This is a genomic window from Bradyrhizobium sp. USDA 4454 (assembly GCF_054822705.1).
Map to the genome: position 1 here is coordinate 1861075 of NZ_JBTRCN010000001.1, position 16403 is coordinate 1877477.

The 16403-nt window shown below is 64.8% G+C and carries 11 protein-coding genes, 1 tRNA gene and 1 pseudogene; 7 read left to right on the forward strand and 6 right to left on the reverse strand.

The genetic code is table 11. The features are described 5' to 3' along the window. Positions 1-6 precede the first annotated feature (6 nt). Both dhaK and ACVIW0_RS08410 read left to right on the forward strand, forming a co-directional pair. Positions 7-990 (forward strand): dihydroxyacetone kinase subunit DhaK, encoded by a 984-nt coding sequence (gene dhaK, locus ACVIW0_RS08405; RefSeq protein ID WP_461351891.1) that lies wholly within the window; start codon positions 7-9, stop codon positions 988-990. A 221-nt stretch (positions 991-1211) separates the two neighbouring features. Beyond that, positions 1212-1514, forward strand: coding sequence for a hypothetical protein (locus ACVIW0_RS08410; protein ID WP_461351892.1), 303 nt, complete (start codon positions 1212-1214; stop codon positions 1512-1514). Between the two features lie 280 nt (positions 1515-1794). On the opposite strand, the gene ACVIW0_RS08415 is transcribed toward ACVIW0_RS08410, so the two are convergent. Next, positions 1795-2766, reverse strand: a complete 972-nt coding sequence (locus ACVIW0_RS08415) for a helix-turn-helix domain-containing protein (protein WP_461351893.1) — start codon at positions 2764-2766, stop codon at positions 1795-1797. Between the two features lie 158 nt (positions 2767-2924). Between ACVIW0_RS08415 and ACVIW0_RS08420 the strand changes: the two genes are divergently transcribed. Next, positions 2925-4271, forward strand: a complete 1347-nt coding sequence (locus tag ACVIW0_RS08420) for an FAD-dependent monooxygenase family protein (RefSeq protein ID WP_461351894.1) — start codon at positions 2925-2927, stop codon at positions 4269-4271. A gap of 31 nt (positions 4272-4302) precedes the next feature. After that, a complete protein-coding gene (locus tag ACVIW0_RS08425) occupies positions 4303-5538 on the forward strand; it encodes an ABC transporter substrate-binding protein (protein ID WP_461351895.1) in 1236 nt (411 codons plus the stop codon). A gap of 144 nt (positions 5539-5682) precedes the next feature. Here ACVIW0_RS08425 and ACVIW0_RS08430 read toward each other — a convergent pair. Continuing rightward, positions 5683-5758 (reverse strand) — tRNA-Ile (locus tag ACVIW0_RS08430). A gap of 115 nt (positions 5759-5873) precedes the next feature. Further along, positions 5874-6842, reverse strand: coding sequence for a Bug family tripartite tricarboxylate transporter substrate binding protein (locus ACVIW0_RS08435; RefSeq protein WP_461351896.1), 969 nt, complete (start codon positions 6840-6842; stop codon positions 5874-5876). Positions 6843-6962: 120 nt separating this feature from the next. On the opposite strand from ACVIW0_RS08435, the gene ACVIW0_RS08440 reads away from it, so the two are divergent. After that, positions 6963-7955 (forward strand): TAXI family TRAP transporter solute-binding subunit, encoded by a 993-nt coding sequence (locus ACVIW0_RS08440; RefSeq protein ID WP_461351897.1) that lies wholly within the window; start codon positions 6963-6965, stop codon positions 7953-7955. A 142-nt stretch (positions 7956-8097) separates the two neighbouring features. Here ACVIW0_RS08440 and ACVIW0_RS08445 read toward each other — a convergent pair whose 3' ends face one another. Beyond that, positions 8098-9309, reverse strand: coding sequence for an ABC transporter substrate-binding protein (locus ACVIW0_RS08445; RefSeq protein WP_461351898.1), 1212 nt, complete (start codon positions 9307-9309; stop codon positions 8098-8100). A 184-nt stretch (positions 9310-9493) separates the two neighbouring features. Between ACVIW0_RS08445 and ACVIW0_RS08450 the strand changes: the two genes are divergently transcribed. Further along, a complete protein-coding gene (locus ACVIW0_RS08450) occupies positions 9494-10603 on the forward strand; it encodes a molybdopterin-binding protein (protein WP_461351899.1) in 1110 nt (369 codons plus the stop codon). 9 nt (positions 10604-10612) lie between these two features. Next, positions 10613-12562: a molybdopterin biosynthesis protein gene (locus ACVIW0_RS08455; protein WP_461351900.1), complete on the forward strand. Its 1950-nt coding sequence runs from the start codon at positions 10613-10615 to the stop codon at positions 12560-12562. A gap of 48 nt (positions 12563-12610) precedes the next feature. Here the strand turns inward: ACVIW0_RS08455 and ACVIW0_RS08460 are convergent. Then, positions 12611-13600, reverse strand: a pseudogene (locus ACVIW0_RS08460) (IS30 family transposase); the annotation flags it as partial. Positions 13601-13808: 208 nt separating this feature from the next. Beyond that, entirely contained in the window at positions 13809-16268 is a 2460-nt protein-coding gene (locus ACVIW0_RS08465) for a fused MFS/spermidine synthase (RefSeq protein WP_461351901.1), read from the reverse strand. Positions 16269-16403 lie beyond the last annotated feature (135 nt).

Genomic DNA, 16403 nt, shown 5'->3' on the forward strand with positions numbered 1-16403 from the left:
GACACCATGAAGAAGTTCATCAATGCAGTCGACAACGTTCTCGCAGAGAGCCTCGATGGCTTTGCGGCCGCGCATGCCGACCTGGTCACGCTGGGCGCCGAGCGCAAATTCGTCCGCCGCCGCGAGCTGAACCGCAAGAAGGTGGCGCTGGTCTCGGGCGGCGGCAGCGGACACGAGCCGCTGCATGCCGGCTTCGTCGGCCACGGCATGCTGGACGCCGCCTGTCCCGGCCAGGTGTTCACCTCGCCGACGCCGGACCAGATCATCGAGGCCGCGCAGGCGGTCGCGGGCGATGCCGGCGTGCTGTTCATCGTCAAGAACTATGCCGGCGATCGCATGAATTTCGAGATGGCGGCCGAGATCGCCGAGGGCCGAACCGCCACCATCGTCACCGACGACGATGTCGCGGTCGAGAAATCGACCTACAGTACCGGCCGCCGCGGCGTCGCCGGCACGCTGGTCGTCGAGAAGATCGTCGGCGCAGCCGCCGAGCAGGGCGCCGACCTTGCGACCTGCGTGGCGCTCGGCGAGCGCGTCAATGCGCGGACGCGGTCGATGGGCGTGGCGCTGACCAGCTGCACAGTGCCTGCCGCGGGCACGCCGACTTTCACGCTCGGCGCGGACGAGATGGAGATCGGCGTCGGCATCCACGGCGAGCCGGGCCGCCGCCGCGTCAAGCTCGCAGCCGCCGACGCCATCGCGTCGGAAATGACGACCGCCATCGCCGACGACCTCGCGGCACCCACGGGCTCCGAGGCCCTGCTGCTGGTCAACGGCTTCGGCGGCACGCCTATGATCGAGCTCTATCTGATGTACAACTCGGCGCGCCGCATGCTCGAGCAGCGCGGGCTGCGCATCGCGCGCTCGCTGGTCGGCAGCTACGTCACCTCGCTGGATATGGCCGGCTGCTCGCTCACCGTAAGCCTGCTCGATGCCGAGACGGCCGCATTGTGGGACGACCCGGTCCGCACGGCAGCGCTGAAATGGTGATCGCGGCTCTCGAATCCCCAACCGGACCGTGGCCGGCGGTGTGTTGAAGGCGTGTCAACGAAAGCGGCATCGCCGAAACGAATCGCACTTCGAAAACTTTACCAACGGGCGGTCTCCTGCATTATAAGATGCCTGGAGCCGGCCCGAGTGAGTCCAGGGCCCGGCGAACTCTGCTGAACAAGGCCCGTCGTGTGAGGAACCCGGAAGCAGTCGCCGCGATCGTGTCGGCCCTTCGAGAGGCGCACGGGGACAATGTTGCACGCACCTTCCTTGCCGAGGGCGTCAGCCTTGCTGCGCTGATGGACGCGGTGTTTTCGCTCCCGATCAAGAACAGCGAGGCGGTCAGGACGATCGCCAGAGCGCTTGAATCCGGTGATTTTGTCATCTCGCCCGATATCGGGCCGCTTTGGCACGTCAAATATGTCTACAGCCAGCCCGGCTCGATGACCGTCGTCGACATGGTGGTGCTGACGCCGGACAAGACGTTCGCCAGCACCGAGATCTCGTTGCGGCTGCGCGCCTGAACCCGGCCCCGGGACAAGCCAAGGTTATCGCCGATACCCTGCCTCCACAGGGGCGCACCGCCAAAACATGGAAAACAACCCCATGCAAAGGAGCCGGCGGTAGCCGGGTGTTCGATCGTGCGCCTGTCGTCACGGCAACTTGACATGTCAGGCAAATCAGCTGTATTATTCTATTATTCCGAAGTCGCGCCGGCGCGCCTTACCCCGCTCGATGAGACGTGGCCTACTGCGAAACTGGGGCGCTCCCGGACCAACGTCGAGCCGGTCTCGGGGGCGGCCCCTAATCCGTCGTCGCGCGTTCCCTGATCTCCGATGGCGTCGCGTTGTAGCGCCGGCGAAACGCCCTGTTGAAGTACGACAGGTCATTGAACCCGACATCGAAGGCGATCGTGCTGATCGCGCGGCGCGAATGGAGGGGGCTTCTCAAATGATGATAGGCCCGCGCCAAGCGCAGGCCGAGAACAAATTCGGAGTAGGTGGCGTCCTCGTTGTCGAACAGCTTGTGCAGATAGCGCACCGTCACGCGATTGCGCGTCGCGACCATCGTCGCGTTCAGCGTGCTATCATCGAGATTGGCCACGATGTCGGCCTTGATCGCGGCCAGCCGGACTGCGCCTACCGTTCTGTCCGCGGCAAACGCCTTGGCGTCGCCGCTCGCCCCGAGTGCCAGCGCGACGAGATCATAGAAATGGCTGATGATGAGGCGCCGCGAGCCTGGCGCTGCCAACCCCTCATCGTCGGCGACGACACCCAGATACTTTCTGACCAGCCTCAGCCCGCTTGTATCACGCGCTATGCGTTGCATCGTTGTATTTTCGAGCTTGGGAACAAGCGGCGCAATTGCAGACCGGGGCACGCGGATTCCAGCGATCTTGACGGATGACGGCGAGGTCATGGTCCAAGCGGCCTCCTCGTTCGTCATCAGCACGGCATCTCCGTCACTGAGCATCATCTCGCGGCCGCGCCGGCTTCCCACGGTCGTTCCCGTCAGGGTCATGCAGAGATAGAGGTGGTCACCTTCTTGCCGCACACCCTCGCGGCGGATGCTCCTATAGCCCGCCGTCAGGATGCGGAGCCCGGGCATCGTGCGGTTGACAAGATCAATCCGCGACACAGCGTTGCCGTAGCGGACAAATTTGGTCGGCAGCAAACCGCGCTCATGCAGCTCTTCGAGCGTTTTGCCCCGTGCTTCTTCCGGCAAAGCGCGGCTTGAGAACCGAACGACAGTGTAGTCTGGCGCCGAAATCATCATCAGCCATCCCGCTGCAAGGGCCGGTACAGACCGCTCACCAGTCTAGCAAACAGGGCACTTCTGTCCAAGCCGGTCTTCCCTTTAGTCCAAGATTGCTTGGCGATGACCGCTTAAGGCCATGGCAAGCGAATGTTCGACGCAACGGGCAGGCAGGGAGCATGCCAAAATCGATCGGCCGGCATGCAATCGTTGTCGGGGCCGGCATAGGCGGGCTCGCCGCCGCGAAAGCTTTGTCCTCGTCCTTCGAAACCATCACGGTGCTGGAACGTGACGCGCTGCCGTCCGTGCCGATCGCACGCAGTGGCACACCCCAGGCCCGGCAAATTCATGTTCTGCTCCGAGGCGGCCTCGACGCGCTGAGCGAGCTGTTGCCGGATTTCGAAACGGAGCTCGAGCGCGCCGGCGCCGTTCGCGTGCGGGTCGGCTCTCAATCCCTGCTCGAATTGCCAGGCTTCGATCCGTTTCCGCGGCGAGATCTCGGGTTCGACTATCTCAGCATGACGCGGCCACTCCTGGAATGCGTGGCGAGGCGCCTTGTCCAGCGAGAGAGCAACATCACGTTGAACCCGCATTGTCGCGTCACGGGATTTCTGGAGGCGCCCGGCAAGGACGCGGTGGCGGGCGTGCGCTACGAGCGTGGGACCGGGCAGAGCCATGAGCTTACGGCTGATCTGGTCGTCGACGCGTCGTCGCGTGGCGCGCTCACACTGGATTTTCTGGATAGAGTCTGCCTGCCGAGACCCAAAGAGACGGAAATCGGCATCGATCTGCGTTACGCAACGGCGATGTTCGAGATTCCGTCCGAGGCGCCGCCCGACTGGCGGGCGGTGCTGCATCGGCCTTCCGTCCGCAACTGCCGTGGCGGCTTACTTGTCCCGGTCGAGGACAATCGCTGGCACGTCAACCTGACGACCCTTCATGGCGAGTCGGTGCCTGGAAACGTCGCGGAGTTCATCGCTTTTGCGAGGACGATGCGAACGCAGACGATCCACGACGCGATTGCTCGCGCAAGGCCTGTCGGACCGATCTACCGGTTCGGCTTTCCCTCCAGCATCCGCCAGCATTTCGAGGCGCTTGAACGCTTTCCGGGCCGTCTGCTGCCGCTCGGCGATGTGATCTGCCGATTTAATCCGGCGTTCGGCCAGGGAATGAGTGTCGCCGCGCAGCAAGCCGGTGCGCTGAGACGGCTTATCGAGGCGCGAATGTCGAATGCCGATCCGCTCAGCGGAATCGCATGGCCTTTTTTCGAGGTCGTTCAGGACTTCCTCGCTGCACCTTGGGCGACGGCCGAGAGCGACTTCATCCACGAGGAGACACGCGGCCAGCGCCCGCAGGATTTCAAGGAGCGGCTGAACTTCAATTCCGGGCTGCTGCGGCTCGCTTCCGAGGATGCAACCGTGCATCAGACCATGAGTGAGGTGAGCCACCTCGTGAAGCCGTCCAGCGCCCTGCGCGCTCCCGAGATCGTCAGCCGGGTCGCGGCGCTGATGGCGGCCTCGATCTGATCCCGGACTGTTACTGCCAGGAGAATATCCGATGCTCCATCTCGCTAGAACATTAATGCCGGCTCTTGCAGGCTTATGCCTGCTCGTCGGCAGTGCGTCCGCGGAAAAGCAGTACGGCCCAGGGGTGAGCGACACCGAGATCAGGATCGGCAACATCATGCCGTACAGCGGTCCGGCCTCGGCCTACAGCATCATTGGCAAGACGATGAGCGCTTACTTCCGCATGATCAACGACAATGGCGGCATTAACGGCCGCAAGATCACCTTCATCTCCTATGATGACGGCTACAGTCCGCCCAAGACCATGGAGCAGGCACGAAGGTTGGTTGAGAGCGATGAAGTGTTTCTGATCTTTGCGCCGCTTGGCACCGCCACCAATGCCGCCATTCAGAAGTATATGAACACCATGCGCGTGCCGCAGCTCTTCGTCCTGAGCGGCGCCTCGCGCTGGGGCGACCCCGAGCATTTTCCATGGACGATTGGCTTGCAACCCAGCTACCGCGCTGAAGCGCGTGTCTATGCCGCGTATATTCTCGAGCAACATCCCAACGCTAAAATCGGCATCCTTTATCAGAACGACGATTTTGGGCGGGACTACATATCGGGCTTGAAGGATGTGTTGCGCGACAAATACGACGGGATGGTCATTGCCAGTACGCCGTATGAAACCACGACGCCAAGTGTTGACTCGCAGGTGGTCGCGATCAAGACCGCCAATCCCGATATCTTCCTCGACCTTGCAACTCCGAAATTTGCGGCTCAGGCGATCAAGAAGATCGCCGAGCTCGATTGGCACCCGGTCCATATCGTCACGAACATATCGGTCTCCGTCGGAGCCGTGCTGAAACCTGCCGGGCTCGATCATGCCAAAGGCATTCGCAGCGCTGGTTTTCAAATGGATGTCACGGATCCGCAATGGGATGGTCGCCCGGGCATGCAGCGCTTCCGCACCTTCATGGCAGGATACTATCCTGAAGCAAATCGTTCAGAGAGCGGTGCGATGATCGCCTTCATCGCATCGAACGCTTTGGTCGAGGTGCTCAAGCGCTGCGGCGATAACTTCACGCGCGACAACGTCATGAAGGTCGTCGCCAACCTCGATTTCGAGATCGATGGCTTGATTCCCGGCATTCGCGTGAAGACCAGCCAGACGGATTTCTATCCGATCGAGCAGGTCCAAATGATGCGCTTCACTGGCGAGCGGTGGGAGGCATTCGGCCCGATATTGGACGGCCACGCCGAGCGGGTTGCACCTTCTGCGAACTAGGGACCGGGGCAACTGGCCGTCTGCGCAGCAAACAGCACCAGCCTGCCCGGCGCTGAACCACGGCCATCAGCGGCAAAGCAGGCGGTTTCTGGTGCGGAGACTCGGCGGCGCTGCAAAATAGCACCGACTGACCCATTGATCTTTTGGTGGGCCCGGCAGGACTCGAACCTGCAACCAGACCGTTATGAGCGGCCGGCTCTAACCATTGAGCTACAGGCCCCGCCGCCTTGCGGGCCGCATGGCGCGGCCGGCAACGGTGCGGGCTCCGTTTACAGGCTGCGCCGGGTTTCGGCAATGGCGCCCCGGGGGACCGGACGGCTCCCTGCCCAACGTCCTCAATCCACCGAGACGCCGGCGAACTCCACGACCTTGCGCCATTTCTCGGTCTCGTCGGCGACCAGCTTGCCGAATTCGGCCGGGGTCATCGGCTTCGGGATGCCGCCGACCTCGGCGAGGCGCGCCACCAGCTTGGGGTCCTTCAGGGCCTCGCCGACCGCCTTGTTGAGGATATCGACGATCTCCGGCGGCGTGCCCTTTGGCGCCGAGATGCCGTAGAAGCCGACCGACTCGAAGCCCGGCACGGTCTCGGCGATCGCCGGCACGTCGGGCACGCCCGGCCAGCGCTGCGGCGAGGTGACGCCGAGCGCGCGCACGCTGCCGCCGCGCGACTGCTCCAGCGCCGACGGCAGATTGTCGAAGATCAGCTGCACCTTGTTGGAGATGATGTCCGGGAAGGCGATCGCCGAGCCGCGATACGGCACGTGCTGCATGTCGCATTTGGTCATCGCCTTGAACAATTCGGCCGACATGTGCACCGAGGTGCCGTTGCCGGATGAGGCGTAGGCGATCTTGCCCGGATTGGCCTTGCAATAGTCGATGAACTCCTGAACCGTCTTCACCGGCATCGCGTTCGAGACCACCAGCATGTTGGTAAGCTGCATAATGCTGGCGACCGGCGTGGTGTCGCGCAGGAAGTCGTAGGGCAGCTTCTTGTAGAGCGAGGTCGAGATCGCGTTGTTGGGCGCGACGAACAGCAGCGTGTAGCCGTCGGCCGGCGCGTTGATCGCGGCGGCGGCGGCGATGTTGCCGCCGGACCCGGCGCGGTTCTCGACCACGAATTGCTGGCCGAGATGATCGGACAGCCACTGGCTCATGATGCGGGCGACGATGTCGACCGGGCCGCCGGCGGCAAAGCCGATCAGCCAGCGTACCGGACGATTCGGATAGTCGGCAGCGGAGGAGGGGGCACCCGAGGCAAGGCAACACATCAAACCAAGCAACGCAGCACGCGCGAACCGGAACATCGTCTCTCCCGTCATTTTCTTGTGACCGTTGCCGTCATGGTTTCACAAAACGCCGGCTTTGCCTACGACGTTGCCCGTGCGACGATAGTCGGGCTCATAGGCAATGCTTGAGGCGCGGGAATGAAGTTCGCTGTGATGATTTGCGCCGGCGCGCTGCTGCTCGCGGGCGGCGCGGCGGCGCAGGAGGGGGGCAAGACCATTTCCGAGACCATTTCCAAGGAAAGTTCGAAGACCACGATCAGTTTCGCCACGGCGACGCCGGGTGGCGGCTTTCCGCTGTACGGCAACGCGCTCGCCGAGGTCATGAACGCGGCCGATCCGACGCTGTCGATCGAGCCGCGCAACACCAAGGGCTCCAACGAGAACATCCCGCTGCTCGAGGCCGGCAGCGTCGATATCGCAACGGTTGCGGGCGAGCCGGCCTATGAGGCCTTCAAGGGCATGGGCCGGCCGCCGGCGACGAAACTGAAGATCCTCACCGCGATGTATTCGGCCCCGGGCATGTTCGTGGTCCGCGCCGACAGCCCGTACCGCACGATCCAGGACCTGGTCGGCCAATCGGTCGCGTTCGGCGCCAGGGGCTCCGGCATCCCGATCCTGTCGCGCTACATCCTCGACGGCATCGGGCTGAAGCAGGACGAGGATTTCAAATCGATCTATCTCGACCGCGCCGGCGATGGTCCGGCGATGCTGGAAGATGGCCGCGTCGCCGCGCTGTGGGGCGCCGGGATCGGCTGGCCAAGCTTCACCAAGCTCGCCGAGAGTGCGACTGGGGCGCGGTTCATCGCGCCGACCGCGGACGAGATTGCGCGCGTCCGCGCCAAGCACACTTTCCTGAAGCCGCTGACCATTCCGGCCGGCAGCTATCCGAAGCAGACCGAAGCAATCGCGTCGATCGGCTCGTGGAGCTACGTCCTGATGCGCGACAGCCTGCCCGACGACGTCGCCTACCGGCTGGCCAAGACCCTGCATGGCGTCGAAGCGGAGTTCTGCAGGAAGCTCGCCCAGGCCTGCGAGACCACGGCAGCGAACACCGTCGCCGCCGCGCCCGACATCAACCTGATCCACCCTGGCGTGCTCAGATATTTCCGCGAGATCGGGGTGGGGAAGTGACCTCTGCATCGACGCGCCGTCGCGTCGATGCAGAGTCGTTCCGGGGCGCGCGGAGCGCGAACCTCAGGTGCGCAATTGCGCACCGGGGAATCTCGAGATTCCGGGTTCACGCTTGGCGTGTCCCGGAATGACTGCTGCGCAGTCACTTCTTCGCCATCGCGCAGGCCGGGTCCGGCGGGCCGAATGCGTCTTCGCCGGAGATCTTCGCCAGGATCTTGTAATAGTCCCACGGATATTTCGACTCGGCCGGGGTCTTGACCTGGACCAGCCAGAGGTCGTGCACCATCAGATTGTCCTCGCGCAGCTTGCCGTTGCGGGCGAAGAAATCCTCGACCGGCTTCTCGCGCATCTTGGCCGCGACCTTGAGCGGATCGTCGGTGCCGCTGTCCTTGATCGCGTTCAGATAGGCGGTCACCGAGGAGTAGACGCCGGCCTGCCACATCGTCGGCATCCGGTTCATCTTGGCGAAATAGCGCTTCGACCATTCCCTCGTCTTGTCGTCCATGTCCCAGTAGAACGAGGTGGTCAGCAGCAGGCCCTGCGCGGCCGACAGCCCGATCGAGTGGACGTCGGTGATCAGTGCCAGCAGCGCGGCCATCTGCTGCCCGCCGGCGAACACGCCGAACTCGGCGGCGGTCTTGATCTCGTTGGTGTTGTTCGGCGGTCCGCCGGCAATGCCGATGATCTTGGCCTTCGAGGCCTGCGCCTGCAGGATGAAGGATGACAGATCGGGCGTCGCAAACGGCGGCCGCACCGCGCCGAGCACCTTGCCGCCGTTCTTGGTCACGATCGCTGAGGCGTCCTTCTCCAGCGAATGGCCGAACGCATAGTCGTCGGTGATGAAGAACCAGCTGTCGCCGCCGCGCTTCACCACCTCCTGCGCGGTGCCGACCGCGAGCGCGCGGGTGTCGAACACCCACTGCATCGCGTAAGGCGAGCAGAACTTGCCGTGGAAATCGGTCGCGCCGGTCGAGTGCGTGATGAACAGCTTCTTCTTCTCGTTGGCGATGTTCTGCACCGCGAGCCCGACTGCCGAGACCGGCACGTCGACGATCAGGTCGACCTGATCGACGTCATACCAGCGCCGCGCGATGGTCGCGCCGATGTCGGGCTTGAGCTGGTGATCGCCGACGATCACCGTAACAGGCTTGCCGAGCACCTTGCCGCCGAAATCGTCGACCGCCATCTGCGCGGCGGTCACCGAGCCCTGTCCGGTCGGCGTCGAGGCCGGGCCGTTCATGTCGGTCAGCACGCCGATCTTGACGATGTCGTCGGATACTTGCGCGGATGCGGCCGAGGAGGCCAGCAGCGCGGCCGCGAGCGTCCCGAACATGGCTAGTTTGGTGGCAATCATTCTGTGTCCCTCCTGAATTGGCGCATTGGCCATTTATGGTTGTGCCGGGTCTCTGGAACCCGGTCATATTGGTTTCTTTTGCAACTACTTCAGGGGCCGCGTCAACGCGCCATCGGTCTAATGACGCAAGGGCGGACCGACGCGAGGCGGTTTCTTTCGGCGCCGATTCAGTCCATAGCGGGCCATGGTCACCGCCCAGCGCCTTCCCGCTTCGCTCACCCCGCTCGATGCGGCGCTGGCTGCCGTGCTGCGCGACCTCGTGCCGGTCGAGCCGGTCGAGCTGCCGCCGGCCGATGCCTTGCGCTGCATTGCCGCCGAGATGCCGGCCCTGCGCCCCTATCCGCCGCAGGATGTCGCGGTCAGCGATGGCTGGGCGATGCGCGCCGATGATCTGGTCGGCGCGTCGTCCTATGCGCCGCTGCCGCTGACCGCGCCCCCGGTCTGGGTCGAGGCCGGTGCTACGATGCCCGACGGCACCGACTGCGTGGTCGATGCCGATGCAGTCGATACCTCCGGTCCGCTTGCGCAGGTGCTCACTGAGGCGATCCCTGGGCAGGGCGTCCGGCGTGCCGGCAGCGACATCGCTTTCGGGCGTGCCGTGGTCGCAGCGGGAGAGCCGCTGTTGCCGCGCGGCCTGCTGCTCGCGCGTGCTGCCGGGCTGGAGCTGTTGCGCGTGCGCCGGCCTCGACTGCGCATCGTCAATATCTCGAACGGTGAGCTGGCTGCGCAATTGATCGCGGACACCGCGCGCCTCGCCGGCGCCGAAATCGTCTGCACCGAGGTGGCGCCGGATATGGCGGCGATTGCGGGCGCGCTCGAGACCGCCGGCTGCGATCTGATCATCACGATCGGCGGCACCGGCGTCGGTCGCAGCGATGCGGCGGTGAATGCGCTGGCAACGCGCGGGACACTGATCGCACATGGCATCGCCCTGCAGCCCGGGCGCACCATGGCGGTCGGCCGGATCGATGCGACGCCGGTCATCGCGTTGCCGGGCGCGCCGGATCAGGCCTTCGCGGCCTGGTGGGCGATCGCGCTTCCCCTGCTTGACCGCCTGTCGGGCCGGCAGCCGCGCAAGACGCTGGCGCTGCCGCTGGAACGCAAGATCGCCTCCGGCGTCGGTATGGCGGAGGTGGTGCTGCTGACGCGCCAGCAGGGCCACTGGGCCATGCTCGCGATCGCCGAGCTGTCCCTCGATGCCATCGCGCGCGCCGAAGCCCTGTTGATCGTGCCCGGCTCCACCGAAGGCTTCGCTGCGGGCTCGGTCGTCGATGCCTATCTGTTGCGGGAGTGAGTTCCCGATATGACCCAACCATTCACGCCGAAACCCAACCCATCCGTCGAGCAGGACCAGTTCCTGACCATCCTGTCGCGCGAGGAGGCGATCGCGCGCTTCGAGGCGGCGCTGTTCCCGCGGCAATTGCCGTCGGAGGTGCGGCTGCTCGCCGACGCGCTCGGCCGCGCGCTGGCGCAGGACGTGGTGGCGCCGATCGACGTGCCGCCGTTCGATCGCTCCAATGTCGACGGCTTTGCGGTGCGCTCGGCCGATCTGGCGCGTGCCGGCGAGGGCGCGCCGGTGCAGCTCACGCTGAACGGCGAGACCATTTCGTGCGGCACCGCGCCGGCCCTGCCGGTGCTGCGGGGCACTGCGACCGCGATTGCGACCGGCGGCCCGGTGCCGCGCGGAGCGGATGCGATCGTGATGGTCGAGCACACCCAGCCCGCCGGCAAGGATGCGATCGAGGTCCGGCGCGCGGCGTCGCCCGGGCAGTTCGTGTCCTATGCCGGCTTCGACATCGCGCGCGGCGAGGCGCTGCTGCGCGCGGGAACGATCGTCGGTTCGCGCGAGATCGGCATGCTCGCAGCCTGCGGCATCGCCGAAGTCGCCGTGGTGCGTCGTCCGCGCGTTGCGATCCTCTCGACCGGCGACGAGCTGGTGCAGCCGGGTGAAAGGCTGCGGCCGGCCGCGATCTACGACACCAACGGCGCGATCGTCACCGCGGCGATCGCCGAGAATGGCGGCGAAGCGTCGTTCCTCGGCGCGATCGCGGACAATGAGGCGATGCTCGAAGCCGCGATGCGCAAAGCGCTGGCGGACAGCGACATGGTGGTGCTGTCGGGCGGCACCTCGAAGGGCGCCGGCGACGTCTCGCACCGGATCATCGCGAAACTCGGCAAGCCCGGCATTATCGCGCATGGCGTGGCGCTGAAGCCGGGCAAGCCGCTGTGCCTTGCGGTCTGCGACGGCAAGCCGGTGATCATCCTGCCGGGCTTTCCGACCTCGGCGATGTTCACCTTCCACGACATGATCGTGCCGGTATTGCGGCGGATAGCCGGCCTGCCGCCGCGCTCCGATGCCAAGGTGGCGGCGAAGGTGCCGGTGCGCATTGCCTCCGAGCTCGGGCGCACCGAGTTCGTGATGGTGTCGCTGGTCGAAGGCGCCGACGGCCTGATCGCCTATCCGAGCGGCAAGGGTTCGGGCGCGATCACCTCGTTCGCGCAGGCCGACGGTTTCCTGAAGATCGAGGCGCTAGCCGACCAGCTGCCGGCCGGCAGCGAGGCCGAGGTGACGCTGTTCACGCCGCATGTGCGGGTGCCCGATCTCGTCATCGTCGGCAGCCATTGCATCGGGCTCGATCTCGTCACCGCACCGCTGGCACATGCCGGGCTTGTGGTGCGCTCGATCGCGGTCGGCAGTCTCGGCGGGCTTGCGGCCGCCAGGCGCGGCGAATGCGATCTCGCGCCGATCCATCTGTTCGACGACAAGACCGAGACCTACAACGCGCCGTATCTGGCCGATGGTCTCGAGCTGGTGCCGGGCTGGCGGCGCATGCAGGGCATCGTGTTCCGCAAGGACGACAAGCGCTTTGCCGGTTTGAGTGCGGAGGAGGCGGTGCGCACGGCGCTCGCCGATCCCGCCTGCATCATGGTCAACCGCAACCACGGCGCCGGTACCCGGATCCTGATCGATCGCCTGCTCGGTGGCAGCCGGCCCGACGGCTACTGGAATCAGCCGCGCTCGCACAATGCGGTTGCCGCCGCGGTGGCGCAGCATCGCGCCGACTGGGGCATGACGATTGCGCCGGTCGCCAACGCCTCCGGGCTCGGCTTCATTCCGCTCGCCGAAGAGCATTACGACTTCGCGCTGGTGACGGCGCGCAAGCGGCGATCCGCGGTGCAGGCGTTTCTCGACGCGCTGGCATCGGAGGAGAGGCGGGCTGCGTTGGCAGCGGCGGGGTTCAGGCCGGCGTAGTGGCGAATGGCACGAGATGCACCGGTGTCGTCCCGGCGCAGGCCGGGAGGTGGATTCACACTCGAAATGCAACACTTGAGCAGCAAAGGTCTCCGCTGGGGTCCTGAAGTCAAGGCATTTGCGCGGGGTGTTGTTGTATGCGGCGATGAACTTGCTGAGGCGTCGGGTTGGGAGCTTGTCGAGATCGGTTTTGCGCGGGATGAAGCGGCGCATGCGACCGATGGCGTTCTCGATGCCACCTTTCTGCCAGGGGGCGTGCGGATCGCAGAAGAAGGTCTTCATCAAGAGGCTTTGCAAGGAAAGGTGAGATGCGAACTCGGTACCGTTGTCGAAGGTGACGGTCTGGCGCATCTGCTCTGGCAGCGCCTTGAACAGACGCACGAGATAGCTTGCGACACCGGAAGCGAGCTTGCTTGGGAGGCGGACGCCGAGCAGCAGGCGGGAGGTGCGCTCGTGCACGGCCAGGATCTGCTGACGGTATTTGGAGAACATCATCAGATCGGCCTCCCAATGGCCGGGAGTGTTGCGATCGGCGACCTCGACGGGCCGTTTATCCAAGGAAACACGGCCTTCGATGAAGCTTGCGGGACTTCCGCCCCGCTTGCCACGGCGGCCGCGCTTGCTCTTGGCGCGTGGCAGATAGTGCCGCCAGCTGCCGTCCGTGGTGCGTCTGATCTGGGCATAGATGAAGCGGTAGATGCTCTCGTAGGAGATCACCTTGCGTCCATGCTCGATGGCCAGCCGGCCGGCGACCTGTTCGGGCGACCAGCCACGGCGAAGGCCATCCAACACCGCGCGGCGCAGGACGGGCTCCCGTTCGAGGCGTCCGCCCGTCCAGCGCCGCGCTCGCATCCGTTGCTGGGCATAGTCGGCCTTGTAGCCGGCCTGAACGCCATGATTACGGTTCATCTCCCGAGAGATCGTTGATGGCGGGCGATCCAAAGCTGCAGCGATTTGCCGGATCGAGGCCCCATTGGCCGAAAGTCTGGCAATCTCGCATCGCTCGTCCAGTGACAGCTGCTTGTAAGTCCGGCCCATCGCAACACCTCCAGTCGGAAGTGTTGCACTTCGTTTGTGAACTCAGGGGACCCATAACCACAGCATTCGGTGGTGAACGGGATTCGCAGCCCCAGCATCGCGCAACATGGAGATTTGGGGTAATGGGTCCCGGCCTTCGCCGGGACGGCGGTGAGTATGTGGCGCGCGAGTCAAACATCCGCATTCTCGCGGCCTGAGGCTTACCTGATCATTCGTGCAGCTTGCGGTCCAGGAAGCCGACATAGGAATTGTCGGGGTCGAGCTTGACGGCGAGGCGAAGTGCGGCGCGGGCGGCGGAGGCGTCGCCGTCAGCGGTCGCCTTGTGCTCATCCAGGATCGCATTGGCGACGGTGCGCGCGGTGTCGAGGCGGGCCTCGTCGATGCGCGTGCCGGCGAGATAGGCTTCCACCGGCTCGCGCAGGCGCTTCAATTCATCGACGCTGATCGGGCTCAGCGGATACCAGTTGTAATATTCGAGGCGCGGCCGGTCATCGGTCAGGGTCGGCACATCCCCGACAAAGGCTGCGAGCTTTGCATCGGCGGCGATGAATGTCGCCAGAAAATCCTCGGGCTCGCCCAGGCCGTTTGCCGTCAGGTCGTCGGCCACACCGGGCTTCGACATCCGCATCGCAAGCGTGCGCGGATCGATCGTCAAGGGTTCGTCGGAGGCGATGGCCACGCCTTCCATTCTGGACGGCAGCCAGAGCGAGACATGCTTGAACTGGCCCATCATGGCCTTGAGGATCATCTTCGGCAGGATGCCGCGGTTGAAATCCAGCGGAACCCATTGCGCGAGCACGGCGCCGGGACGCATTCGCTGCTTCGCCAGCGCATAGAATTCCTCGGTGTAGAGGTTGATGACGCCGGCGTCGTGCGGCGGCGGCGGCTCGAGGGTGATGACGTCGAAGCTCTCCTTGGTCCCGAGCAGGAAGTGGCGCCCATCCGCGACGATCTGATGGACCTTGGGGTTTTGATAGAACTGCTGGTTGATCGGCACGAAATGCGGCGCGACCTCGAACACCGTCGAGGCCAGATCGACCGCGTCGATGGATTGCAATTCCTGGTGGGTGCTGACAGCACCCACCGTGGTTCCGGTCCCGATGCAAATCACGACCGCGGTTTTAACCGGGCCCTGGTGCAGCAGGACGGGATAGTGGCCCATCGCGGCCATGTAGCGCCGGCCCTCCGGGCGGTTGTTGGCATAGCTCTTCGAATTCACCACCAGCTGCTGATAGGTGCCCGCCGCCTTCTCGCGATACTCGACCACCGCGAATGTCGCCTGCTTGGTTTCGCGCAATTCGAGCACATCGCCGCCCTCGATCGCGGTCAGCACCCGCTGCAGATAATGCGGGGTGAGCAGCAGCAGCGATGCGGCGATGATGCTGGCGGCGATCGCGCCCTGCCGCCACAGGGTGCGTTGTCTCAGAATATCCGGTTGCGACAGGGTCGTCGCGACAAACAGCAGGACGTTGAGGACAATCAGTGCGGTGAGCGCGCCCTGGCTGCCGAGATAGGGGATCAGGAGAAACCCCGCCGCCAGCGAGCCCAGCACGCCGCCAATCGTGTTCAAGGCGTAGAGCGTGCCGATCCTGCGGCCGAGCGCGTTCATCTGCATCACGGTCAGTTCGCTGGCCAGCGGAAAACTGATGCCGATCAGCGTGGTCGGCAGCAGCAGGGCGATGGCACAAATGAGGAAGAATGGAACGTCACCGCCCAGCAGCTCCTGCACCTGGACTGGCATGAAGCCCGAGACGATCGGAGACAGCGTTACGCCCACGGTGCGCGCCTTGCCGAGGATTGCGACGGTCAGCGTGGCCGCAACTGCGATCAAGAGCTGCGTGACGGCCAAGTATCGCAGCAACTGATCCTTGCGCGGGGCGAGCAGCCTGGCGCAGATCAGGGCGCCGATCACGAGCCCCAGCAGATAGACGCCGAGCATGCCTGAGAATGCGTAGACACTCGACGTGCTGACATTGGTCAGGAAGCGGAACCAGACCACTTCATAGGCGATCGAGACAAAACCGGAGCATGCGAAAATCGCGATCAGGATCGACGTCCTGTCGTGCGCCGGCGCGGCGGTTGGCACCGGCACGGTTGCCGTGACCGCAACGATCGGGCTTGCGCTGCGCGCGACCAGCAGGGCCACGCCGCCGACGCAGAGATACAGCGCCGCCGCAACCAGGCTTGATCCCGTGATGCCGCACAGGCCCATCAGGACAAAGCCGACGGTCAGGGTGCCAATGGCGGCGCCCAGGGTGTTGAAGCCGTAGAGCAGGCCGATGCGGTTGGCCAAATCGGTTTGCGTCCGGGTCAGGAATTTCACCAGGAAGGGCAGGGTCGCGCCCATCAACATGGTCGGCAGCGACAGGATGGCGAGCGACAGCGCGACCATCAGAGGCAACCGCAATGGCGACTCCAGATCCAGCATCGGCGACAGCCAGCCCACCCATGTCGACCAATGCGACAGCAATGCCGTCACTGCCAGGGAAACGATCGCGAGGGCGAGTTCGAGAAAGCCGTAGATCGTCAGGGGGCGGCTGACCGTGTCGGCGACCCGGCCGCCGAGGGCGCTGCCCAGGGAAAGACCGAAGAAGAAGCTTGCCACCGTGACGCTGACCGAGACGGTCGCGCTGCCCAGCACGAATTGCAGCTGCTTGAACCAGAGCACCTGAAGGATCAGGGATGCCGCGCCCGATGCCAAAAAGATCGCGGTGATCAGGACTCGGTTCCTGGCGCCTATGGCATCTCGTACAGCATCACGATTGAGCACTGGTCGGATCTCCCGTTCACCGGGAGAACAGGT